Source organism: Streptococcus pseudopneumoniae, from assembly GCF_001072925.1.
GTDB lineage: Bacteria > Bacillota > Bacilli > Lactobacillales > Streptococcaceae > Streptococcus > Streptococcus pseudopneumoniae_Q.
The window spans coordinates 43,025-66,340 of the sequence record NZ_JVHE01000109.1 but is presented as its reverse complement, the minus strand read 5'-3'; the positions used below and the strand labels follow the sequence as shown (position 1 = coordinate 66,340).

Sequence of the window (23,316 nt, the reverse complement as noted above, 5' to 3'; positions counted from 1 at the left end):
GGAAGACAAAATGAAAGAAATTATTGAAAAATTAGCAAACTTTGAAGACCTATCAAGTGTTGAGATGACAGATGTGATCGAACGCATCGTAACAGGGCGAGTGACAGAAGCACAAATCGCTTCACTCCTTTTAGCCCTCAAGATGAAGGGAGAAACACCTGAAGAAAGAACAGCCCTCGCTCAAGTTATGAGAGGACATGCTCAACACATTCCAACCAACATTCAAGATGCTATGGATAACTGCGGTACAGGTGGAGATAAGTCATTTAGCTTCAACATTTCTACAACTGCAGCCTTTGTCTTGGCAGGTGGTGGCATCCACATGGCTAAACATGGTAATCGTTCAATTTCCTCTAAATCTGGATCAGCAGATGTCTTGCAAGCTTTGGGAATCAATATTGACCTCAAGCCAGCACAATTAGGTAAGGTATTTGATCAAACAGGAATTGTCTTTCTCTTTGCCAAAAACATGCACCCAGCTATGAAATATATCATGCCAGCACGCTTGGAATTGGGAATTCCAACCATCATGAATTTGACAGGTCCACTCATTCACCCAATGGTCTTGGAAACACAGCTTCTAGGAATCAGTCGTCCTGAACTTCTGGAAAGTACTGCTCAGGTTTTGAAAAACATGGGTCGCAAACGTGCTATCGTAGTAGCTGGTCCAGAAGGATTGGATGAAGCTGGTTTGAATGGAACTACCAGCATTGCCCTTCTTGAAAATGGAGAAATCACTTTGTCAACCTTTACTCCAGAAGATTTGGGAATGGAACGCATTGCTATTGAGGACATTCGTGGCGGAAATGCTCATGAGAATGCAGCCATCCTTGTTAGCGTTCTTAATAATGAACCAAGTCCATTCTTGGAAACAACAGTCTTAAACGCTGGCCTTGGTTTTTATGCCAATGGTAAGGTAGATAGTATCAAAGACGGAGTTGAAATGGCACGCCAAGTGATTGCTAGTGGTAAGGCACTTGAAAAACTCAGACTATTACAGGAGTATCAAAGATGAGTCAGGAATTTTTGTCACGTATCCTTGAGCAGAAGGCGCGTGAAGTTGAAAAGATGGAACGAGAGGAACTTCAGCCCCTGCGAGAAAGCTATTGTTTGGCTGAATATTTGAAAAACCATCAGGACCGCTTGCAAATTATTGCAGAAGTCAAGAAGGCAAGCCCAAGTATGGGTGATATCAATCTGGATGTGGATATCGTTCAACAGGCCCAGACTTACGAGGCTAACGGCGCTGTTATGATTTCTGTTCTGACAGACGAAGTTTTCTTCAAAGGTCATTTGGATTATCTTCGTGAGATTTCCAGTCAGGTACAGATTCCGACGCTCAACAAGGACTTTATCATTGATGAAAAGCAAATCGTCCGTGCTCGCAATGCAGGTGCGACAGTTATCTTGCTCATCGTAGCGGCTTTATCAGAAGAACGCCTCAAGGAACTGTATGACTATGCGACAGAGCTTGGACTAGAAGTGTTGGTGGAAACTCATAATCTGGCTGAGCTTGAAGTTGCTCACCGCCTGGGAGCTCAAATTATCGGTGTGAACAATCGCAATTTGACTACCTTTGAAGTTGACTTGCAGACTAGCGTAGACTTGGCCCAATACTTTAAGGACGATTGCTTCTACATTTCTGAATCTGCTATTTTTACAGAAGAAGATGCGAAACGAGTTGCACCTTACTTTAACGGAATTTTGGTAGGAACAGCTCTCATGCAGGCCGAAGATGTCGCTCAGAGAATCAAGGAGTTGCAGATTGACAAAGGTTAAGATTTGTGGACTATCGACCAAAGGAGCGGTAGAAACAGCTGTGTCGGCAGGGGCCGACTACATCGGTTTTGTCTTTGCTCCTAGCAAAAGACAGGTGACCTTGGAACAAGCAGCAGAGCTAGCTGAGATTATTCCTACATATGTAAAAAAGGTTGGCGTATTTGTTTCACCCAGTCGGGAAGAATTACTAGAAGCGATTGAAAAGGTTGGTTTGGACTTGGTGCAGGTTCATGGTCAGGTGGCGGATGATTTATTTGAGAAATTACCTTGTGCCAGCATTCAGGCAGTGCAGGTGGGTGGGAATGGCCATGTACCAAGTTCTCGGGCAGATTATCTCCTCTTTGATGCACCTGTGGCAGGAAGTGGTCAAACCTTTGATTGGGGGCAACTGGATACGACAGAACTACCTCAGGTTTTCTTCATCGCAGGCGGGCTCAATGAGGATAATGTAGAAGAAGCAATTCAACACTTTACTCCCTATGCAGTAGATGTATCAAGTGGAGTAGAATCAAACGGACAAAAAGATCATGAAAAGATTAGAAGATTTATAGAGAGGGTAAAACATGGCATATCAAGAACCAAATAAAGATGGATTTTACGGGAAATTCGGTGGACGTTTTGTCCCAGAAACATTGATGACAGCAGTATTGGAATTGGAAGAGGCTTATCGTGAAAGTCAGGCAGATCCAAGTTTCCAAGAAGAGTTAAACCAACTTTTGCGCCAGTATGTAGGACGTGAAACACCTCTTTACTACGCAAAAAACTTGACCCAGCATATCGGCGGAGCCAAGATTTACCTCAAACGTGAAGACCTCAACCATACAGGTGCACACAAGATTAACAATGCCTTGGGACAAGTTCTTCTCGCTAAACGCATGGGCAAAAAGAAAATTATCGCTGAAACTGGTGCCGGTCAGCACGGTGTAGCAACTGCAACTGCTGCAGCACTTTTCAACATGGAATGTACTATCTTTATGGGTGAGGAAGATGTTAAACGCCAAGCCCTCAATGTCTTCCGTATGGAACTTTTGGGAGCCAAGGTAGAAGCTGTAACAGATGGTTCGCGCGTGCTCAAAGATGCAGTCAATGCAGCCCTTCGTTTTTGGGTGGCAAATATCGATGACACTCACTATATTCTTGGTTCTGCCTTGGGACCTCATCCTTTCCCAGAAATTGTTCGTGATTTCCAAAGTGTTATCGGACGCGAAGCCAAACAACAGTACCGTGATTTGACAGGCGAAAATCTACCAGATGCGCTAGTTGCCTGTGTTGGTGGTGGTTCGAATGCTATCGGGCTTTTCCATCCATTTGTGGAAGATGACTCAGTGGCTATGTATGGAGCTGAAGCAGCAGGACTAGGTGTGGATACAGAGCATCATGCAGCAACCTTGACCAAGGGTAGACCAGGTGTTCTCCACGGTTCGCTCATGGATGTGCTCCAAGATGCTCATGGACAAATCTTAGAAGCCTTTTCTATCTCGGCAGGTTTAGACTACCCAGGTATCGGTCCAGAACATTCTCATTACCACGATATCAAGCGTGCGACCTATGTTCCTGTGACAGATGAGGAAGCCTTGGAAGGTTTCCAACTCTTGTCACGTGTGGAAGGGATTATCCCAGCTTTGGAATCTAGTCACGCTATCGCCTTTGCGGTGAAATTGGCCAAAGAACTTGGCCCAGACAAGTCTATGATTGTCTGTCTATCAGGTCGCGGGGACAAGGATGTAGTTCAAGTCAAAGACCGTTTGGAAGCAGACGCAGCAAAGAAGGGAGAAGCTCATGCCTAAGACGCTAACAGAAAAACTGAACGCTATCAAAGCAACTGGAAAGGGAATTTTTGTCCCTTATATTATGGCTGGAGACCATGAAAAAGGTTTGTCTGGTCTCGGTGAAACAATTCACTTTTTAGAAGATTTGGGTGTTTCTGCCATTGAAGTGGGAGTTCCCTTCTCGGATCCGGTTGCAGATGGTCCTGTTATCGAAGAAGCAGGCTTGCGCAGTCTAGCTCGCGGAACCTCTACCCAGGCTTTGGTTGAAACCTTGAAAACCATTGAAACAGAAATTCCGCTTGTCATCATGACCTACTTTAACCCCCTCTTTCAGTACGGTGTGGAGAAATTTGTTAAAGATCTTGCTGATACAGCAGTCAAGGGTTTGATTATTCCAGACCTCCCTCATGAACATGCTAATTTTGTAGAGCCATATTTGGCGGATACAGATATTGCTTTGATTCCACTTGTCAGCTTGACGACAGGAATTGACCGTCAAAAGGAACTCATTGAAGGGGCAGAAGGATTTGTCTATGCCGTTGCTATCAATGGAGTGACAGGAAAATCAGGGAATTACCGAGATGATTTGGACAAGCACTTGGCTCAACTTCATCAAGTGGCTGACATTCCAGTTTTGACAGGATTTGGTGTATCCACTCAGGCTGATGTGGAACGCTTCAATGCTGTATCAGACGGTGTTATCGTCGGTTCCAAGATTGTTAAGGCTCTACATGAAGGACAAGTAGCAGAAATCGCCGACTTTATCCTAGAAGCAGTAGCTTACCAAAAATAATCACACAAGCAGCCAGCAAGAGGAAAGGCACGAAAGGAAGCCTTTCCTTTTGCTTTAGTAGGAGAAAGGATAGAATGCCAGTTGTGGAAGCAAATTGAATTAAAATCAGAATTTCTGCAAGTGTAAAGACGAGTGCACAAGAGGCTAGAAAGAGAAAATCACCTGCTCCTATGCGAATATCGATGAAATGAGCAATGATTCCAAGAATCAAGAAGAAAGCCATGGCCAGATTCCAATTACAGCAAGCCATGAGGATTAAGTGAAAAATTAGCCAGACGATCAAGGGATATTCTTGATGACGAAGGTCATAGATGCTTAAAGTCAAGCCAGAGGTGATCAATATGATTTGCCCCAACGTTAAAAAACTGCAAGAAAAAGCTAGAAAGACAAGTCCTAACCCCAACTCCAAAAGGGCATACCAAACAGGATAGCGAGCCTTGCAATAGCGACAGAGAAAGCGATTGAATATCTGGGACACAATCGGAATCAAATCTAGTGGTCTCAAGCGAGTCTGACAAGAATCACAGTGACTTGCAGGAAAGACGATGGATTGTTCAGGGAAGCGATCGATGACTAAGCCTAGAAAGGAAGCAAGAATCGTTCCAACAAGAAAAAAATAAAGATGAATCATACTTATTTATTCGGAAAAAATAAGAGAAAGAGTATAATAGTTGGATATAGGAGAAGTTTCAGGAGCAAATATGAAAATTCACTTTGAAAAAGGACTACAGTTAGAAAATGCCCGACTCATTAGCCAGTGGTCTAATGCTTTGGGAAAAAGTTTCCAGAAGCAATGGATGGGTCCCAAAATTTCTTATCCCTTGAATGCCCAAACCTTACAAAAGTTTGAAGGGATTTTTTCCATTTTTGTTGGAGAAGAGTTTGTAGGCATCATCCAGAAAATCAAACTAGAAGATAAAAATCTTCATATTGGAAGATTTCTCATAGCTCCACATAAGCAGGGGAAAGGATTAGGTAGAAAAGCTTTTCAATACTTTCTTCAAGAAATGTTTGAAAATGAAGAAATAGAAAGTATTTCCCTAACGGTTTTTGAGTCAAATCAAATAGCTAGAGACCTCTACCACAAAGAGGGATTTGAAATTGTTCAAACCATTGAAGTTCCTGAACGAAAATACATAATGAAAAAATCTAGATAAGAACTAAATTACACTAGAAACTGTACCCGTACAATTTTTGGTTTTCAAACTTGTTGCAGAGAAATTTTCTTGATAAAATAGATACATGACTAGATATAAAGCTATAATTTCCTATGATGGCTACGCTTTTGCTGGCTTCCAGCGGCAACCTCACGCGCGTAGTGTCCAAGAGGAAATTGAAAAAACTTTAACCAAATTAAATAAGGGACAAGCTATTACCATTCATGGCGCTGGGCGAACGGACAGTGGCGTTCATGCTTTAGGTCAGGTCATCCATTTTGACCTTCCCTATCAGATGGATGAGGAAAAACTTCGTTTTGCTCTCGATACCCAAAGTCCTGAAGATATCGATGTGATTTCGATTGAGATAGTGGCTGACGATTTTCATTGCCGTTATGCCAAGCATAGCAAGACCTACGAGTTTATCGTGGATAGAGGACGTCCTAAAAATCCCATGCGTCGCCATTATGCGACTCATTATCCCTATCCACTCGATGTGGAGCGGATGCAAGAAGCTGTAAAAAAACTAGAGGGAACACATGACTTTACTGGTTTTACGGCATCAGGTACTAGTGTAGAGGATAAGGTTAGGACGATCACGGAAGCTAGTCTTAGGGTTGATGAAACAGGGCAGTTTTTGACCTTTACTTTCTCTGGCAATGGTTTCCTCTATAAGCAGATTCGAAATATGGTTGGAACTTTGCTTAAAATTGGCAACAACCGTATGCCGATTGAACAGATTGACCTCATCTTGGAGAAAAAGGATAGACAGTTGGCAGGACCAACTGCAGCACCCAATGGTTTGTATTTGAAGGAGATTCGTTATGAAGAATAATCGTATTTTAGCACTTTCAGGAAATGATATTTTTAGTGGTGGTGGATTGGCAGCAGACCTTGCGACCTACACCTTGAATGGCTTGCATGGATTTGTAGCCATGACTTGTTTAACTGCTTTGACGGAAAATGGTTTTGAGGTCTTCCCGACAGATGAGACTATTTTCCAACAACAGTTGGATAGTCTGAAGAGTGTAGACTTTGGAGGGATTAAGGTTGGTCTCTTGCCGACAGTCGGTGTTGCTGAAAAAGCCTTGAATTTCATTAAGGAAAGATCAGGAGTTCCAGTGGTCTTGGACCCTGTATTGGTTTGTAAGGAAACGCACGACGTTGCAGTTAGTGAGCTCTGTCAAGAGTTGATTCGCTTTTTCCCTTATGTATCAGTGATTACTCCGAATCTTCCTGAGGCAGAGTTGCTTGCAGACCAAAAGATTGAAAGTCTGGAAGATATGAAGACTGCAGCGCAGAAATTACATGACTTGGGTGCACCAGCAGTGATTATCAAGGGTGGAAATCGCCTCAGTCAGGATAAGGCTGTGGATGTCTTTTATGATGGGGAGAATTTCACTATTCTTGAAAATCCAGTTATCCAAGGACAAAATGCTGGTGCAGGATGTACCTTTGCCTCAAGCATTGCTAGTCAGTTAGTCAAGGGAGAGGAACTATTACCAGCAATTGAAACTTCCAAAGCCTTTGTTTACTGTGCCATTGCACAAGCAGATCAATATGGAGTGAGACAGTATGAAGCAAACCAAAACAACTAAAATCGCCCTAGTATCTATCTTGGCAGCTAGTTCTGTCGTATTGGGGTATTTTATAAAAATCCCGACACCAACTGGCTTTCTAACACTTTTGGACGTTGGAGTCTTCTTCACAGCCTTTTACTTTGGCAGTCGTGAAGGGGCCGTTGTTGGAGGTTTAGCAGGATTTCTTATTGACCTCATTTCAGGCTACCCTCAGTGGATGATTTTTAGCTTAATTAACCATGGTTTCCAAGGTTATTTTGCAGGTTTTAAAGGGAAATGGCAATGGCTAGGCTTAGTCTTGGCGACTTTATTCATGGTAGCTGGTTATGCCTTGGCATCAGCTTGGATGAATGGTTGGGGCGCAGCTATTCCAGAAATCATTCCAAATCTCATGCAAAATATCGTTGGAATGACTCTAGGTTTTCTTCTTTGTCATAGTGTAAAGAAATTCAGATAATCGTGAAAAAAGGAAACCTACCCCGAACTATTAGGGAACTATTGAAAAAACTCTGATTATTTGCTAAAATGAAAGCTATGAAAACACTCTACGATGTGCAACAATTTCTCAAACAGTTTGGTATCATTGTCTATATGGGAAAACGTCTCTATGACATTGAACTGATGAAGATCGAGCTATCTCGAATCTATGATGCAGGCTTGATGGACAAGCTGGATTATCTTGAAGCGGAGGCTGTTCTTCGCAGAGAGCACAAACTAGAATTAGACTATTTAGAAAAAAATGGAGATTAGGTAATATGGTAACTTGGGTATTATGGGGACTTATTATAGCGATGTTGGCTTGGATGGGATATAACTATCTTCGTATTCGTCGTGCAGCAAAAATTGTAGACAATGCAGAGTTTGAGTCTTTGATTCGTACAGGTCAGTTGATTGATTTGCGTGATCCAGCTGACTTCCACAGAAAACATATCCTCGGAGCTCGTAATATTCCTTCAAATCAATTGAAGACAAGTCTTGCAGCTCTTCGCAAGGATAAACCTGTCCTTCTCTATGAAAACCAACGTGCGCAACGTGTCACAAACGCAGCACTTTTCTTGAAAAAACAAGGTTTCTCAGAAATCTATATCCTCTCTTACGGATTGGATTCTTGGACAGGGAAGGTGAAATCTAATTAACAATGTGAAAAAACTTGTCACATATGTTTAATATAAAGTCTTGGCTTTTTATGGTATAATTGTTAGTATAAAATTTAAGGAGTTTTTTGAAGATGAAAGAAAAGAAAAAACCATCACTTGTTTTAGGTATCCTATCTATCGTCCTTGGTTTGCTATCTCCAATCGTAGGTCTCGTTTTGGGGATCATTGGTCTAGTCTTGGCTAATTCACATCAAAAAGAATCTGAATTAGACTATAAAACAGAACGAATTCTCAATATCGTTGGGATTGTAATTTCTGTAGTTAACTGGATTGCAGGAGTCGTTTTGATGATGCACTAATCAGGATTCTAACAAAAAAGCTTTATTTTTAAAGCTTTTTTGTTTTATCCAATTGCTATAGTATTATTCATTTGTATGAGTTTAAGGAGTTTTTTGAAGATGAAAGAAAAGAAAAAACCATCACTTGTTTTAGGTATTCTATCTATCGTCCTTGGTTTGCTATCTCCAATCGTAGGTCTCGTTTTGGGGATCGTTGGTCTAGTCTTGGCTAATTCACATCAAAAAGAATCTGGACTAGACTATAAAACAGAACGAATTCTCAATATCGTAGGTATTGTAGTTTTTGTAATAAACTTGATTGTAGCCATAGCAAGAGTTTATGGATAAGCAATAACAAAAAAGCTTTGAAGCATAAAGCTTTTTTTGTTTTACCTACTCTTTTCTAAGTATTTTTTAATGATTTCCAATTCTTCTTTATTCAAGGGTCGATATTGACCTTCTGCTAGGTCAGGGTCTAATAGGAAATCCCCGAACTGAACTCGTTTGAGGGCAGTGACCTTGACACCGACAGATAGGAACATTTTCTTGACCTGATGAAACTTTCCTTCAGAGATGGTGATAGTGGCTTGGCTGAGACTAGGACTTGAGGATAAAATCTCAAGTTGAGCAGGTTTACAGATAGTTCCATCAAGAAAGACAATCCCATCTTTAAACTCTTGAATATGGTCGGGAGTTAGTGGCCCATTGACCTCTACTTGGTAAGTTTTATCCACATGATACTGAGGATGGAGGAGTTGAAAACCTAGGGGACCATTATCCGTTAAGAGGAGGAGACCCGTCGTATCCCGATCCAGACGGCCGATGGCGTAGAGTTGGTCAAACTGGAGATGCTGAGGAAGAAGGTCCATGACAGTTGGGAGTTTTTTATCCTTGCTTGCAGTTACGACTCCGTTTGGCTTGTGTAGCATGAGGTAGGTGTGTTCATATCCTTGGATTTTTCTATCTTTGAAAATCAGCTCTTGCAACCCGGTATCAACATTCTGTGCAAGGGAACTAGCAGGGAGTCCATCAACTAAAATTTCTTTTTTCAAAAGAGCTTGTTTCATGGCCTTACGGCTGATTTTTTCCTGGGCTAATAATTTATCTAAACGCATACCAGCCTATCTTATCACAAGTCAGGATTTTTGAAAAGAAAAGAGAAGGAATGAATTTTCTTTTGAAAACATTTACACTTACTTGAATTAAGTTATTTGCTTAAAATTGTGGTATAATCGTTCAGTTAGAAAATAAATTTTTGAATACAATAGAGGAAATCATGACAAAATTAAGAGAAGATATCCGTAATATCGCGATTATCGCCCACGTCGACCACGGTAAAACGACCCTCGTTGACGAATTGTTGAAACAATCTGAAACTCTTGACGCGCGTACAGAGTTAGCAGAGCGCGCAATGGACTCAAACGATATTGAAAAAGAGCGTGGAATCACTATCCTTGCGAAAAATACAGCAGTTGCCTACAACGGAACTCGTATCAACATCATGGACACACCAGGACACGCGGACTTCGGTGGAGAAGTTGAGCGTATCATGAAAATGGTTGACGGTGTTGTTTTGGTCGTAGATGCTTACGAAGGAACTATGCCACAGACTCGTTTCGTATTGAAAAAAGCCTTGGAACAAGACCTTGTGCCTATCGTTGTGGTTAACAAAATCGATAAGCCATCAGCTCGTCCAGCAGAAGTAGTGGATGAAGTCTTGGAACTTTTCATCGAGCTTGGTGCGGATGATGACCAGCTTGACTTCCCAGTCGTTTATGCGTCAGCGATCAACGGAACATCTTCATTGTCAGATGATCCAGCAGATCAAGAAAAGACTATGGCGCCAATCTTTGATACCATTATCGACCACATTCCAGCTCCAGTTGATAACTCAGATGAGCCCCTTCAATTCCAAGTGTCACTTCTTGACTACAATGACTTCGTAGGACGTATCGGTATCGGACGTATCTTCCGTGGTAGTGTCAAGGTTGGGGACCAAGTTACCCTTTCTAAACTTGACGGAACAACGAAGAACTTCCGTGTTACAAAACTCTTCGGTTTCTTTGGTTTGGAACGTCGTGAAATCCAAGAAGCCAAAGCTGGAGATTTGATTGCGGTTTCTGGTATGGAAGATATCTTCGTCGGAGAAACCATTACTCCTACAGACGCAGTTGAAGCTCTTCCAGTTCTTCACATCGATGAGCCAACACTTCAAATGACCTTCTTGGTTAACAACTCACCTTTTGCTGGTCGTGAAGGGAAATGGGTTACTTCACGTAAGGTTGAAGAGCGTCTTCAAGCAGAATTGCAAACAGACGTTTCCCTTCGTGTTGACCCAACTGATTCACCAGATAAATGGACTGTATCAGGACGTGGGGAATTGCACTTGTCAATCCTTATCGAAACAATGCGTCGTGAGGGTTATGAGCTTCAAGTATCTCGTCCAGAAGTTATCGTAAAAGAAATCGATGGTGTTAAATGTGAGCCGTTTGAACGCGTGCAAATTGACACACCAGAAGAATACCAAGGATCTGTTATCCAAAGTCTTTCTGAACGTAAAGGTGAAATGTTGGATATGATTTCAACTGGTAATGGTCAAACTCGTTTGGTCTTCCTAGTTCCTGCGCGTGGTTTGATTGGATACTCAACTGAGTTCTTGTCAATGACTCGTGGTTACGGTATCATGAACCATACCTTCGACCAATACTTGCCATTGATTCCAGGTGAAATCGGTGGACGTCACCGTGGTGCCCTTGTTTCTATCGATACTGGTAAGGCAACAACATACTCTATCATGTCTATCGAAGAACGTGGAACAATCTTTGTTAACCCAGGTACTGAGGTTTACGAAGGCATGATTATCGGTGAAAACTCTCGTGAAAATGACTTGACTGTTAATATTACGAAAGCGAAACAAATGACCAACGTTCGTTCAGCAACTAAGGACCAAACAGCGGTTATCAAGACTCCTCGTATCTTGACTCTTGAAGAATCACTTGAGTTCTTGAATGATGATGAATACATGGAAGTAACACCTGAATCTATTCGTTTGCGTAAACAAATCCTTAACAAGGCAGAGCGTGAGAAAGCAAACAAAAAGAAAAAATCAGCTGAATAAGAGCTAGAAAGAGCAGAAAATGGTCTATTTAATCATAGGGATTTTATTACTCTTACTCTATATATTTGCGACACCTCAAAGTATCAAGGGAACGGTTAATATTGTAATTCTTGTTTTTGGTCTCGTTTCCCTCGTGATTTTGCTTATGTTGTCCATCCTGCAAATCTTTCAGCTACCAACAGAATTCTTTATCACAGTAGCCATGCTGGTCCTTACTTACTTTAGTTTGCGAGATATATCTTTAATGTCGGTGAAAAAGAGATAGGTATGTGGCTTTGGAGTTCTATTAGGATTCGGTAAATATTTTGATAAAACATAACTACCACAAGTGAAGTCAGTAAAACTGAATTTACTTGTGGTTTTTGCTTTGTATAATCTAGAAATTTAGGCTCTTTAAGCTTCATCGGCCTCCTACTTTCATTCACTAGATTTTTATTAAGTAGCAGATAATAGAAGAACTTCTGGGAGGAAATTACGTTCTTACTGTGAATGTTTACAAAGAATACGGTTGCTTTTCTTTCAAAAATGGATAAAGAAGCTAGATATGGCAATTTTATTATTCAAATCTTTTGTAGGCGTTTACTATTTTTGATATACTGGGAAAAGGAATAGATACGAAATTGGAGTTTGTCATGAAACAACATCATTTTAAAGCAAAACAACGCTTTTCTTTGAGAAAGTATGCAGTAGGAACTTGTTCTGTTTTATTGGGAACGAGTTTGTTTTTTGTAGGCGCAGGTGGAAATGCCGTGCTTGCAGAGGAAAGAATTCCTCAGCTAGTGTCACACTATGTGGAAGATAAAGATCTTCCTGAATCTTTGAAGGCTGAACTACGTTGGTTTGAAGAAAATGCTATCCAAGTGGAGGAAGGTAAGGATTATTACTTCGTCTACCGTAAGTCTGCTACTAAGTTACCTGATACTGGCTTGTTTTCAAATGCCATTCTGCCTGTGCTGGGTACAAGTATCTTGTTAGTTTCGCTCACTCTCATTAAAAAGAGAAAAGGCGCCTCTCTCTTTCTAGTGACAGTTTTGGCTGTAGGTGGTACTGCACTATCAGTTTCTGCCTTGGAGAATTTAGTAGAGCTTCGTCCAGCTCTTGTCAAAACAGTTGCAGGAGAATTTTTGCCTAGACCAGAAAAGATTGAGGGTTATGAATTTACAGGCTATTATTTTGTAAGGGGAAATGGAGAAGTTTCTAGAAATGAAAATACAAAACCTCATTCTCCACAAGCGGATAAGGTAGAATCCACCTCAACCCCAAGCGAAGGTACTCCGAGCTTGGTCGAGGTGAAGCCAGAGCTTGAAGTTACGACAGAAGCCATTGCTTATGATACTATTTATCAGGACGATCCAGACTTGCTTAAGGGTCAAACACGTGTCATTCAAGCAGGCGTCGCAGGCGAGCGCACTATCTTAACAGAAGTGACGACTGTGGATGGCAAGGAAGACCGCCAAGTCAAATCCAATACTGTGACTTTGGAGCCAATTTCCGAAATCATAGCAGTAGGCACTAAGGTAGAATCCACTTCAATTCCAAGTGAAGGTGCTCCAAGCTTGGTCGAGGTGAAACCAGAGCTAGAGGTCACGACAGAAGCGGTTGCTTACGATACTATTCATCAGGACGATCCAGACTTGCTTAAGGGTGAAACTCGCCTTATTCGAGCAGGCGTAGCAGGTGAGCGCACTATCTTAACGGAAGTGACGACTGTAGATGGTAAGGAGGTCCGTCAAGTCAAATCCAAAACTGTAACCTTAGAACCAGTTACCGAAATCATCGCAGTAGGCACTAAGGTAGAATCCACCTCAATCCCAAGTGAGGGAGCACCAAGCTTGGTCGAGGTGAAACCAGAGCTAGAGGTCACGACAGAAGCCGTTGCCTATGATACTATTCATCAGGACGATCCAGACTTGCTTAAGGGTCAAACACGTGTCATCAAAGCAGGCCTAGCAGGCGAGCGCACTATTTTAACGGAAGTGACGGCTGTAGATGGCAAGGAAGTCCGCCAAGTAAAATCCAACACTGTAACCTTGGCGCCAGTTACCGAAATCATCGCAGTAGGCACTAAGGTAGAGTCCACTTCTATTCCAAGCGAAGGCACTCCAAGCTTGGTCGAGGTGAAACCAGAGCTTGAAGTTGCGACAGAAAACGTTGCTTATGATACTATTCATCAGGACGATCCGGACTTGCTTAAGGGTGAAACCCGCCTTATCCGAGCAGGGGTTGCAGGTGAGCGCACTATTTTAACCGAGGTGAGGACTGTAGATGGCAAGGAAGACCGCCAAGTTAAATCCAATACTGTAACCTTGGAGCCAATTTCCGAAATCATAGCAGTAGGCACTAAGGTAGAATCCACTTCAATTCCAAGCGAAGGTACACCAAGCTTGGTCGAGGTGAAACCAGAGCTTGAAGTTGCGACAGAAGCCGTTGCTTATGATACTATTCATCAGGACGATCCGGACTTGCTTAAGGGTGAAACCCGCCTTATCCGAGCAGGTGTTACAGGCGAGCGTACCATTTTAACGGAAGTCACGACTGTAGATGGCAAGGAGGTCCGCCAAGTCAAATCCAATACTGTAACCTTGGAGCCAGTTTCAGAAATCATAGCAGTAGGCACTAAGGTAGAATCCACTTCAATTCCAAGTGAAGGTACTCCAAGTTTGGAAGAGGTGAAACCAGAGCTAGAGGTTACAACAGAAACCGTTGCCTATGATACTGTTTATCAGGAAGATCCGGACTTGCTTAAGGGGCAAACACGTGTCATCAAAGCAGGCCTAGCAGGCGAGCGCACTATCTTAACAGAAGTGACGACTGTAGATGGCAAGGAAGTCCGCCAACTCAAATCCAATACTGTAACCTTGGAGCCAGTTACCGAAATCATCGCAGTAGGCACTAAGGTAGAATTGACCCCAGTTCCAGAACCTAAGATTGAAACCCAAACAATCCCATATAAAACAATCTATCAAGCAGATGACAGCCAAGAAGTCGGTTCTAGAAAAACGAAAACACATGGGGTCAATGGACAAGTAGAAGCCACTACCCGATATACAAGAGATCAAACAAGTGGCCAAATTACAGAGACTAGTACATCAAAAACTCTGGTAGAAAAGGTAGATGAGGTTGTTCTAGTTGGGACCAAACCAAGTGTAGAAACAAAGGTCATCGCAAATAATACGATATATGAAGCGGACCCGACACTTCCTTATCAAACAGAAAAAGTTGTTGTTCCAGGTAAGGAAGGAAGCGAAAAAACGACGACTACCTACCAAGTAGATACTCAGACAGGTCAGGTTACAGAAAGAGATCACCAAAAGGAAGTAACAGCTCCAATTGATAAGGTAGTGAAGGTCGGAAATGTCCAAACCATCGTGACACCAATTCCAATCAAGGAGGAACGTCGTCAGGAACCAACACTTGAGAAGAACCTTGAAAAAGTAGAAAACCAGGGCGAGCCTGGCGAGACCACCACTACCAGAGTCTATGAAGTAAATTCTCAAACAGGTGAATTGCTATCACACACGGAAACAAGTACTGTGACAAAAGCAATGAAGCCAAAGGTCATCTTGGTGGGAACCAAAGAAAACAAACCTCATCTTCTTCCAGTGAATACGGAGTTAGAAAATGCCATTGATGTACGACCTGCTAGCCAAGGAATGAAGGCTGTGGACCTGTTTTCCAACGCTTATGTGACAAATGCCCTCAGACCAAATATTCTGGGGCGGGATGTGATTAGTAAGAAGATTGAACTCAAAAAGACAAATCCTACTATTTCAGATGAAGAGGTTAAAGAAGTCCTTCGCAAAGAATATCTAGAGAGATTATCTATTAAAGACACACTTGAAGAAACGAAAAAGACCCTAGATACAGACCTTAAAAAAGTTGTAGCCCATACCTTGAGTGTGCTCGGAAATACAGCGGAAAGCAGAGCTAAGGTTCAGGCAGATTTAGAAGCTAATAAGGAAAAAGTTCTCCTAGGTTTAACCTATATCAATCGTTTCTACAATATTGACTTTGGCAAGACCAACATCCGTGATATTCTTGCCTACAATCCAAGTTCCTTTGGTAAAAAGGTGACGTCATTAGAATGGCTAACCTCTCTAGGTTCAATGAGCTATGATGAGATGAAACTGGTCAATAGTCCTCGAACATTTGAAACATACTTTGGAAAAGTAACAGATAAGTCAAGCCTATTAGACTTCCTTGACTATAACCGAACAACCTTTACAAACATGGATGGTGATACTTGGTTGAAGGATGCTACAAAAGCCATCGTTGTTGAGAAGAAATCCAAAGAGAAGACAGATGAAAATGTCAGTCTTTACACGAAGTTGACCTCTGACCCTGCCAAGTACGGGGCAGAACCTCAACAGATTGATAATCGCAAACAATATAACATGGCTACCCTTCTAGGTCTAGTAAACATCAAGGAACCAAGTATTTATGCCATTACAAATATGGCGACCGTTTCTTACGGGAATATCGGAACTTATATGGATACCTCACTGGCTCAGAGCAATCCTACTCAATATAAGGCTGAATTGGAAAAAGTGAAGGCTCTGGTTGAATTGACGGCTGAGCGTCAGGCTGCTTATGTTGATACGCTTTATAGAATCACTAAGAAAGACAATCAATCAAAACTAGTAACCAACCGTTTGATTGTGGATACTATGAAAAAGTATACTAGCAAGCAAAATGCAGGCATCAAGGAAACCTGGTCTAAGGAGTTTGGTTCAGAGGCGGATAAGGGAGTTAAGGACTTCATGTCTCCGCTAGGCATGTATTCTCCGTCTCAATCAGTAGGTGCTGAGGCTAATGGGGCTGGTGTGCGCTACTTTATTGATAGGGTCTTGGACGATCGAGGGTCAGCAACCTATTCTCATGAAATGACTCACTTGTTGGATCGCACAGTCCTCTTTAACAATTATGGTCGACGAGATGGTACTGGGGCAGAATTCTATGCACGTGGAATCTTTGAAAATTCCTACACTCCGGAAATGGATAGCTACTTTAACTTGAACTTTGTCTATGACGAGAGTGACAAAGACAGTTTCTACAACAAGACACCTGAGCGCTTTAAATCAGCCGCAGATTTGAAAGAATATATGCACGGTAGTTTCGATGTTCTCTATACTTTAGATTATCTAGAAGCTGAGGCAAGTCGAGGATTGTCAGCTGCGGATAAGGCAGTCTACTTCAAGCAACTCTTGCCGAGTGCGACAAGTGGTTCAAGAACTCCTGTTTCTTATCCAAATCCATCTGTCAAACCAAGCCACCAGAGCGAGGAAATCAAGGCTTTAACAGAGGCAGATGCTAGCAAGCTAGGAGATGTTCATAGTTTGATTGACAATCACATCGTGGTAAATCGCTATATCATTAAAGGATTTACGGCTACAGGGAAAGTAGATGCCAATGGTTATTATACCGTTGATATGTTTGATACGATTTATGGTGTCAACGAAAATGATAAGGGAATGAGTGGTGATATCAGCTTTAGAAAACAAGCCTTTGAACTCATGGCAGGCCTTGGCTATTACGAAGGTTTCGTTCCTTATGTCTCTAATCAGTACAAGCAAGATGCAGAAAAAGAGAATCGTCCCTTGTCAGACCAATACATCTTTGAAAAGATCTTAGCTGGTAAGACCTATGCTCAATTCAAGAAGGAACAAATGGATGAACGGATTACGAATATCAGTAAGTTAAAACCGATTACCATTGACTACAAAGGTAAGCAGGAAGTGATTTCTAGTCCTGAACGAATGAAGCAATTGATGGAAGAAGCGGTAAAAGAAGAACTTGCTCAGATTAAAGCAGGAAATATCAGTCAAAAACAATACCGTTTCATTGAAACTCCTGTTCAGAAGTTGAAAAAAGCTATATACAAAGCATATCTCAAGGAATCAAATGAGTTTAGAAATTCCATCTATACTTCTTAAGGGAAAGATAAGTCTATCATTAGGAGTTCATAGCAATTTTGCTACTCGGTAAGATTAACTAGTTAGCTAGGTTCGAGACAGAAAAACACCTTTTGAATTGCAAGTTTTCGCAGTTCAAAAGGTGTTTTGTTTATGATGATAGATTGCTTTTTTCTTCAGAATAGCGTTGATAGAAGTCAACTTTCAGTTGGATAAAGTTTTCCAATTCGCGCAGGAGTTGAAGTAAGGTTGCGCGCGTTTCAAATTCTTCCCTTGTTTTAGGGAGATTGCGATTGCGAAATACTTGCAGGTAGCTTTCAATATCATTCAATAAATCGTTGGCAGGATTGGTCTGACTGAGTTGATCTGCAATTTTAGCAAATAGCTGGGCAAGGATTAGGCTTTCGCTTGCGGCTAGATTACAGGTATTGATTTGCTGGGCCATATTACGAAGAATGCGACTCTGTCTCTGTCTCATTTCGAAATAGTGGATATGATAGTCGGTCTGATGAAAGAGGTGGTCAGAGTGATCAAGATAGACCAGTTTGAGAGCTTCTTCAAGAAGCTGATCCAGTTCTTCAACGAGTTGGGCACGGTTACGACCATCGCCCTTCCCAAGATAATATTCAAAACGTTGTAAAATGTGTTTGAGTTTTTCTTCTACCTTGAGATGATAGAGATGGATTTCTTCTTGCCGAGAAGGCATGTAAAGATTGACAGTCAAGGCGAATCCCGTACCGATCAGAAATAGGAGGAGTTCATTTACTAGCAAATCAGGTGATGTAGACTTCTGAACCAAGAGATGACTGACCAGGACACTACTTGGGGTAATGCCAATTTCCCAGCCCAGTTTATAGGCAAGAGGGACATAGAGAGCCAAATAGAGACCAAAACTCCAGATGTAATAGCCAGTCAGGTGAAAGGAAAGGACGCCAATGAAAAGAGCAAGAAGGGTTGAAAATAAACGATTGCGAGCCAGCTTAATGGTGCTTCGACGGGTATCCGATAAGCTCAATAGGGCAATAATACCAGCGGACACTGCTGAAGATAAATCCAGAAAGTAGGCTAGAACACAGGCTAAACAGGTTGCCAGAACGAGTTTAAAAGTACGTTGGGTGATAGACATGAGACATTTCCTAAAGTAATTGATAGAAACCAGACAAAACAAGCCCTAAATAGGCTTGCCTTGATTATTTATTGCGAGCAGAGGAAAATTCGGCTACTGCTGTAAAGAGGACATCTGTTGAAGAGTTGAGGGCTGTTTCGCAAGAGTCTTGGATAACACCGATGACGAAACCTACACCTACAACCTGCATAGCAATATCATTGGTAATCCCAAAGAGACTGCAAGCGACAGGGATGAGAAGGAGAGAACCTCCAGCAATTCCTGAAGCACCGCAGGCAGAGATGGCTGCAACGATACTGAGTACAAAGGCTGTTGCAAAATCAACTGAGATTCCAAGGGTATTGACAGCTGCTAGGGTTAAGATATTGATAGTGACAGCAGCTCCAGCCATATTGATAGTTGATCCAAGTGGGATAGAGACAGAATAGGTATCTGGATTAAGCCCTAGATCCTCACAGAGTTTCATATTAACAGGGATATTAGCAGCTGAGCTTCGAGTGAAAAAGGCTGTGACTCCGCTGATACGCAAACATTTCCAAACAAGTGGATAAGGATTTTTCTTGATAAAGAGAAAAGCAATCAGAGGATTGATCACTAGGGCAACGAAAACCATAGTGGCAATCAAAAGTCCGAGTAAGATTCCGTAATTTGCTAAACTCGCAATACCTTGGCCAGAGATGGTTTCGAAGACTAACCCAAGGATACCAAATGGCGCAAGGTTAATGATCCATTCGACGATTTTTGAAGTCACACTGGCCATTGTTTTGAGTAGCTCCTTGCTATTTTTGCTAGCTTCACGCATGGCAACTCCAAAGACGATAGCCCAAGACAAAATCCCAATATAGTTAGCTTCGATGATGGCATTGACAGGATTGTCTACTATTTTTAGTAGGAGATTACTGAGTACTTGTCCGATGCCGTCTGGAGCAGTAACTTCTGTACTAGCACTACTTAAGACCATCTGAACAGGGAAGAGAAAGCTAGCCAAAACTGCTACAAGAGCCGCAGCAAAGGTCCCCAGCAAATAGAGGAAAATGACTTTTTTCATATTGCTATCTTGGCCTTTCTGGTGTTGGGAAAGGGCATTAGCGACTAAAGCAAAAACCAGGATAGGAGCGATGGCCTTTAGTCCTCCTACAAATAAATCTCCCAATAAACCGATGCCAGTAAGATTAGGAACGAGTAGACCTAGAATAGCTCCCAAGGTCATTCCAATTCCGATCCGTTTGATAAGATTTGTTTTGTTCCAAGCACGAATGATTCTTTTCATAGAGGTCTCCTTTTTTGTGTATTGTTTATGATTATAGTATAAATATGCTTGAAAAGCAAGTGAGTTATAAGTTTTGTTGGAATAAATGAATATTTATGAAAAGGATGCGAGGAAGGATTTATGGTATAATGAATAGAAAAGGAGTTTTATATGCAAGAATTTTTTCAACGTTATCTGGATAAATTAGATGTAACAACTGTTTTAGAGAATCTCTTGACCAAGGTGATTTCTCTTCTACTTCTTATCCTTCTATTTTATATAGCTAAAAAGTTCCTCCATGCTGCTGTAAGAAAGATTGTCAAACCCTCACTTAAATTTTCAAATCGAGATGCTGGTAGACAAAAGACTATTTCTCGTTTGCTTGAGAATATTTTTAACTATATCCTTTATTTCTTCTTGATTTACTGTATCTTGTCTATCTTAGGTTTGCCTGTTTCTAGCTTGCTTGCAGGTGCGGGGATTGCTGGGGTGGCTATCGGTATGGGAGCACAAGGTTTTCTATCAGATGTCATCAATGGCTTCTTTATTCTCTTTGAGCGCCAGTTGGACGTTGGAGATGAGGTTGTCTTGACTAACGGCCCAATTACCGTATCGGGGAAAGTCGTTAGTGTAGGAATTCGGACAACTCAACTGCGAAGTGATGACCAAGCTCTTCATTTTGTTCCTAATCGGAATATCACCGTCGTTAGCAATTTTTCAAGAAAAGACGAGGACTGAAATTTTACCTGATTTATGGTACAATAGAAAGAGTTTGGTAAAGGAGAAACGATGTTTTTAGATAAGCAGTTAGGAAATGGTTGTACCTGGATTAATCTAGATGTGGAAATCATCAAAAATCTTGAAGATTTATCTGAAATCTATGGATTGGATAAAGAAACCATCGAGTATGCGCTGGATAGAAACGAACGGGCCCACATGGATTATAACCGTGAAAATGGGACAGTGACCTTTATCTACAACGTTCTTGACTTAGAAAGGGACAAGGAATACTATGAAGCCATTCCTATGACCTTTATCGTGGAAAAGCAACGAATGATTACCATCAGCAATCATAAGAATGCTTATGTCATTGATCAGATGCTAGGCTATCTTGAAAATCATGAAATCATTTCAATCTACAAGTTTCTATTTGCCGGTTTAGAGCTTATCAGCAATGCTTATTATCCTGTCATTGAACAGATGGATAAAAGCAAGGATGAAATCAGTGCCTTGTTACGTCAAACAACCACTAAAAAAAATCTCTTTGCCCTCTCTGACTTGGAAACTGGTATGGTTTACTTGACAGCTGCGGCTAAACAAAATCGTCTCCTCTTGGAACATATCCAAGGACACGCGCTTTATCGGAACTTTAACGAAGTGGAGAGAGAGCAGTTTGATGATGCCATGATTGAAGCCCATCAGTTGGTGTCCATGACAGATTTGATTTCTCAAGTCTTGCAACAACTCTCAGCTTCTTACAACAACATCCTAAACAATAACCTGAATGATAGTTTGACAATTTTGACTATTATCTCAGTCTTGTTAGCAGTCCTTGCGGTTATTACAGGTTTTTTTGGAATGAATGTTCCTCTACCATTTACAGAAGAGCCCAATGCTTGGATTTATATCTTAATAGCTAGCTTGATTTTATGGGCAGCCTTATCTCAATGGCTGAAGAAAATTACTAGAAAATAAAAGAGAAGGAGCCAGAATGGCGATTGAAAATTACATGCCAGATTTTGCTGTGGAAGCAGTTTATGATCTGACAGTTCAAAGCCTGCAAAAACAGGGAATCAAAGCTGTTTTGGTGGATTTGGACAATACCCTGATTGCTTGGAATAATCCAGATGGAACAGTAGAGATGAAGCAATGGTTGCATGATCTGCGTGATGCTGGGATACGTATCATTGTGGTATCTAACAATACTCCCAAACGTGTCAAACGAGCAGTTGAAAAATTTGATATTGACTATGTTTACTGGGCACTGAAGCCCTTTACTTTAGGAATTAACCGTGCCATGAAACATTTCCACTATAAAAAGAACGAAGTGGTCATGGTAGGCGACCAGCTGATGACGGATATTCGAGCAGCCCACCGAGCAGGCATTCGCTCGATTTTGGTTAAACCCTTGGTTCAACACGACTCTATTAAGACTCAGATTAACCGAGCGCGTGAGCGTCGTGTCATGAGAAAAATCGCTGAAAAGTACGGCCCTATCACTTATAAAAAAGGAATCTAATTATGGAAGAAATTCTCTGTATTGGTTGTGGAGCAACCATTCAGACGGAAGATAAGACTGGTTTAGGTTTTACACCTCAGTCAGCACTTGAAAAAGGTTTGGAAACTGGAGAAGTTTATTGCCAGCGTTGTTTCCGTCTTCGTCATTATAATGAAATCACAGATGTGCAGTTGACGGATGATGATTTCCTAAAACTCTTGCACGAGGTTGGAGATAGCGATGCCTTGGTGGTCAATGTCATTGATATTTTTGACTTCAATGGCTCTGTTATCCCAGGTTTGCCACGCTTTGTGTCAGGTAATGATGTGCTTTTGGTTGGAAACAAAAAAGATATCCTACCTAAGTCAGTGAAACCAGGTAAGATTAGCCAGTGGCTGATGGAGCGTGCCCATGAAGAAGGACTTCGTCCAGTCGATGTCGTCTTGACTTCTGCCCAAAATAAGCATGCTATCAGAGAAGTAATTGATAAGATTGAGCACTACCGTAAGGGACGTGATGTTTACGTAGTTGGTGTGACCAATGTCGGGAAATCAACCCTCATCAACGCTATCATCCAGGAAATCACGGGTGACCAGAACGTCATCACAACGTCACGCTTCCCAGGAACAACTCTAGATAAGATTGAGATTCCACTTGATGACGGTTCTTATATCTATGATACGCCGGGGATTATCCACCGTCACCAGATGGCTCACTACTTGACTGCTAAAAACCTCAAGTATGTCAGCCCTAAAAAGGAAATCAAACCAAAAACCTATCAGCTAAACCCTGAACAAACCCTATTTTTAGGTGGATTGGGACGCTTTGACTTTATTGCAGGAGAAAAGCAAGGTTTTACAGCCTTCTTTGACAATGAACTCAAACTTCATCGTACCAAGCTAGAGGGAGCTAGTGCCTTTTACGACAAGCACCTGGGAACTCTCCTCACACCACCAAATAACAAGGAAAAAGAAGATTTTCCAAAACTAGTCCAACATGTATTTAACATCAAGGACAAGACAGACCTAGTCATCTCAGGACTAGGTTGGATCCGTGTAACAGGCACCGCCAAAGTCGCCGTCTGGGCACCAGAAGGCGTCGCCGTCGTCACACGAAAAGCAATTATTTAAAATAAAATCACCGAGCGAACAAAGTGAGCTCATAAAAAGATAGTTATTGC

General features: G+C 41.7%; 24 protein-coding genes. 20 read left to right on the top strand and 4 right to left on the bottom strand.

Translation table 11 applies throughout. The annotated features are described in order from the left end of the window. Window positions 1–10: 10 nt before the first annotated feature. From trpD to trpA, 5 genes are read left to right on the top strand one after another with little or no spacing between them, the layout of a single operon-like run. The gene (gene trpD, locus ADH81_RS08200; protein ID WP_045763145.1) at window positions 11–1,015 is read left to right on the top strand and encodes an anthranilate phosphoribosyltransferase; all 1,005 of its coding nucleotides are present in this window, start codon (window positions 11–13) and stop codon (window positions 1,013–1,015) included. Beyond that, window positions 1,012–1,779, top strand: a complete 768-nt coding sequence (gene trpC, locus ADH81_RS08195; protein ID WP_049528080.1) for an indole-3-glycerol phosphate synthase TrpC — start codon at window positions 1,012–1,014, stop codon at window positions 1,777–1,779. Before trpD ends, trpC begins: the two co-directional genes overlap by 4 nt. Continuing rightward, complete coding sequence (locus ADH81_RS08190; protein ID WP_049528077.1) at window positions 1,766–2,365, top strand: phosphoribosylanthranilate isomerase; 600 nt, start codon at window positions 1,766–1,768, stop codon at window positions 2,363–2,365. Before trpC ends, ADH81_RS08190 begins: the two co-directional genes overlap by 14 nt. Then, entirely contained in the window at window positions 2,343–3,566 is a 1,224-nt protein-coding gene (trpB, locus tag ADH81_RS08185; protein WP_049528075.1) for a tryptophan synthase subunit beta, read from the top strand. The genes ADH81_RS08190 and trpB overlap by 23 nt, the downstream gene beginning before the upstream one ends. Next, window positions 3,559–4,341, top strand: a complete 783-nt coding sequence (gene trpA / locus ADH81_RS08180; protein ID WP_049528072.1) for a tryptophan synthase subunit alpha — start codon at window positions 3,559–3,561, stop codon at window positions 4,339–4,341. Before trpB ends, trpA begins: the two co-directional genes overlap by 8 nt. Here the strand turns inward: trpA and ADH81_RS08175 are convergent. After that, window positions 4,310–4,972, bottom strand: coding sequence for a prepilin peptidase (locus tag ADH81_RS08175; RefSeq protein ID WP_049528069.1), 663 nt, complete (start codon window positions 4,970–4,972; stop codon window positions 4,310–4,312). The two genes, trpA and ADH81_RS08175, sit on opposite strands and share 32 nt — an antisense overlap. Before the next feature lie 70 nt (window positions 4,973–5,042). Between ADH81_RS08175 and ADH81_RS08170 the strand changes: the two genes are divergently transcribed. From ADH81_RS08170 to ADH81_RS08135, 8 genes are all read left to right on the top strand, one after another. Further along, window positions 5,043–5,498: a GNAT family N-acetyltransferase gene (locus tag ADH81_RS08170; protein WP_049528154.1), complete on the top strand. Its 456-nt coding sequence runs from the start codon at window positions 5,043–5,045 to the stop codon at window positions 5,496–5,498. Between the two features lie 85 nt (window positions 5,499–5,583). After that, window positions 5,584–6,333 carry a tRNA pseudouridine(38-40) synthase TruA gene (gene truA, locus ADH81_RS08165; protein ID WP_049503446.1) on the top strand — a complete coding sequence of 250 codons (750 nt, stop codon included), beginning with the start codon at window positions 5,584–5,586 and terminating at the stop codon, window positions 6,331–6,333. Beyond that, window positions 6,323–7,096: a bifunctional hydroxymethylpyrimidine kinase/phosphomethylpyrimidine kinase gene (locus ADH81_RS08160; RefSeq protein ID WP_049528066.1), complete on the top strand. Its 774-nt coding sequence runs from the start codon at window positions 6,323–6,325 to the stop codon at window positions 7,094–7,096. Before truA ends, ADH81_RS08160 begins: the two co-directional genes overlap by 11 nt. Continuing rightward, complete coding sequence (locus ADH81_RS08155; protein ID WP_000814958.1) at window positions 7,074–7,535, top strand: ECF transporter S component; 462 nt, start codon at window positions 7,074–7,076, stop codon at window positions 7,533–7,535. Before ADH81_RS08160 ends, ADH81_RS08155 begins: the two co-directional genes overlap by 23 nt. 68 nt (window positions 7,536–7,603) lie before the next feature. Further along, a complete protein-coding gene (locus ADH81_RS08150) occupies window positions 7,604–7,828 on the top strand; it encodes a YqgQ family protein (protein WP_000646475.1) in 225 nt (74 codons plus the stop codon). 5 nt (window positions 7,829–7,833) lie between these two features. Further along, on the top strand, window positions 7,834–8,214 hold the full coding sequence (locus ADH81_RS08145; RefSeq protein WP_000259322.1) for a rhodanese-like domain-containing protein: 381 nt from the start codon (window positions 7,834–7,836) through the stop codon (window positions 8,212–8,214). Between the two features lie 92 nt (window positions 8,215–8,306). After that, a complete protein-coding gene (locus ADH81_RS08140; protein ID WP_049528056.1) occupies window positions 8,307–8,534 on the top strand; it encodes a hypothetical protein in 228 nt (75 codons plus the stop codon). A 99-nt stretch (window positions 8,535–8,633) separates the two neighbouring features. After that, a complete protein-coding gene (locus ADH81_RS08135) occupies window positions 8,634–8,861 on the top strand; it encodes a hypothetical protein (RefSeq protein WP_049528054.1) in 228 nt (75 codons plus the stop codon). 41 nt (window positions 8,862–8,902) lie between these two features. Here the strand turns inward: ADH81_RS08135 and ADH81_RS08130 are convergent, their stop codons facing one another. Further along, complete coding sequence (locus ADH81_RS08130; RefSeq protein WP_049528052.1) at window positions 8,903–9,628, bottom strand: pseudouridine synthase; 726 nt, start codon at window positions 9,626–9,628, stop codon at window positions 8,903–8,905. Between the two features lie 161 nt (window positions 9,629–9,789). Here ADH81_RS08130 and typA point away from each other — a divergent pair, with 161 nt between their 5' ends. The 3 genes from typA (at window position 9,790) to ADH81_RS08115 (ending at window position 17,564) form a co-directional block, all read left to right on the top strand. Beyond that, window positions 9,790–11,631: a translational GTPase TypA gene (gene typA / locus ADH81_RS08125; protein WP_049528051.1), complete on the top strand. Its 1,842-nt coding sequence runs from the start codon at window positions 9,790–9,792 to the stop codon at window positions 11,629–11,631. Window positions 11,632–11,650: 19 nt separating this feature from the next. Beyond that, window positions 11,651–11,896 carry a DUF3165 family protein gene (locus tag ADH81_RS08120; RefSeq protein ID WP_045763157.1) on the top strand — a complete coding sequence of 82 codons (246 nt, stop codon included), beginning with the start codon at window positions 11,651–11,653 and terminating at the stop codon, window positions 11,894–11,896. Between the two features lie 367 nt (window positions 11,897–12,263). Then, on the top strand, window positions 12,264–17,564 hold the full coding sequence (locus tag ADH81_RS08115; protein ID WP_049528048.1) for a G5 domain-containing protein: 5,301 nt from the start codon (window positions 12,264–12,266) through the stop codon (window positions 17,562–17,564). 130 nt (window positions 17,565–17,694) lie between these two features. Here the strand turns inward: ADH81_RS08115 and ADH81_RS08110 are convergent, their stop codons facing one another. Then, complete coding sequence (locus tag ADH81_RS08110) at window positions 17,695–18,669, bottom strand: aromatic acid exporter family protein (protein WP_049528045.1); 975 nt, start codon at window positions 18,667–18,669, stop codon at window positions 17,695–17,697. 64 nt (window positions 18,670–18,733) lie between these two features. Next, on the bottom strand, window positions 18,734–19,939 hold the full coding sequence (gene sstT / locus ADH81_RS08105; RefSeq protein ID WP_049528042.1) for a serine/threonine transporter SstT: 1,206 nt from the start codon (window positions 19,937–19,939) through the stop codon (window positions 18,734–18,736). Window positions 19,940–20,089: 150 nt separating this feature from the next. On the opposite strand from sstT, the gene ADH81_RS08100 reads away from it, so the two are divergent. Genes ADH81_RS08100 through yqeH form a run of 4 tightly spaced genes read left to right on the top strand, consistent with a single transcriptional unit; the run spans window position 20,090 to window position 23,266 of the window. Then, window positions 20,090–20,656 (top strand): mechanosensitive ion channel family protein, encoded by a 567-nt coding sequence (locus ADH81_RS08100; protein WP_049528040.1) that lies wholly within the window; start codon window positions 20,090–20,092, stop codon window positions 20,654–20,656. Window positions 20,657–20,707: 51 nt separating this feature from the next. Beyond that, window positions 20,708–21,613, top strand: a complete 906-nt coding sequence (locus ADH81_RS08095) for a magnesium transporter CorA family protein (protein ID WP_045763161.1) — start codon at window positions 20,708–20,710, stop codon at window positions 21,611–21,613. A gap of 16 nt (window positions 21,614–21,629) precedes the next feature. After that, the gene (locus tag ADH81_RS08090; protein ID WP_045763162.1) at window positions 21,630–22,157 is read left to right on the top strand and encodes a YqeG family HAD IIIA-type phosphatase; all 528 of its coding nucleotides are present in this window, start codon (window positions 21,630–21,632) and stop codon (window positions 22,155–22,157) included. Window positions 22,158–22,159: 2 nt separating this feature from the next. After that, the gene (gene yqeH, locus ADH81_RS08085; protein ID WP_045763163.1) at window positions 22,160–23,266 is read left to right on the top strand and encodes a ribosome biogenesis GTPase YqeH; all 1,107 of its coding nucleotides are present in this window, start codon (window positions 22,160–22,162) and stop codon (window positions 23,264–23,266) included. Window positions 23,267–23,316: the final 50 nt, after the last annotated feature.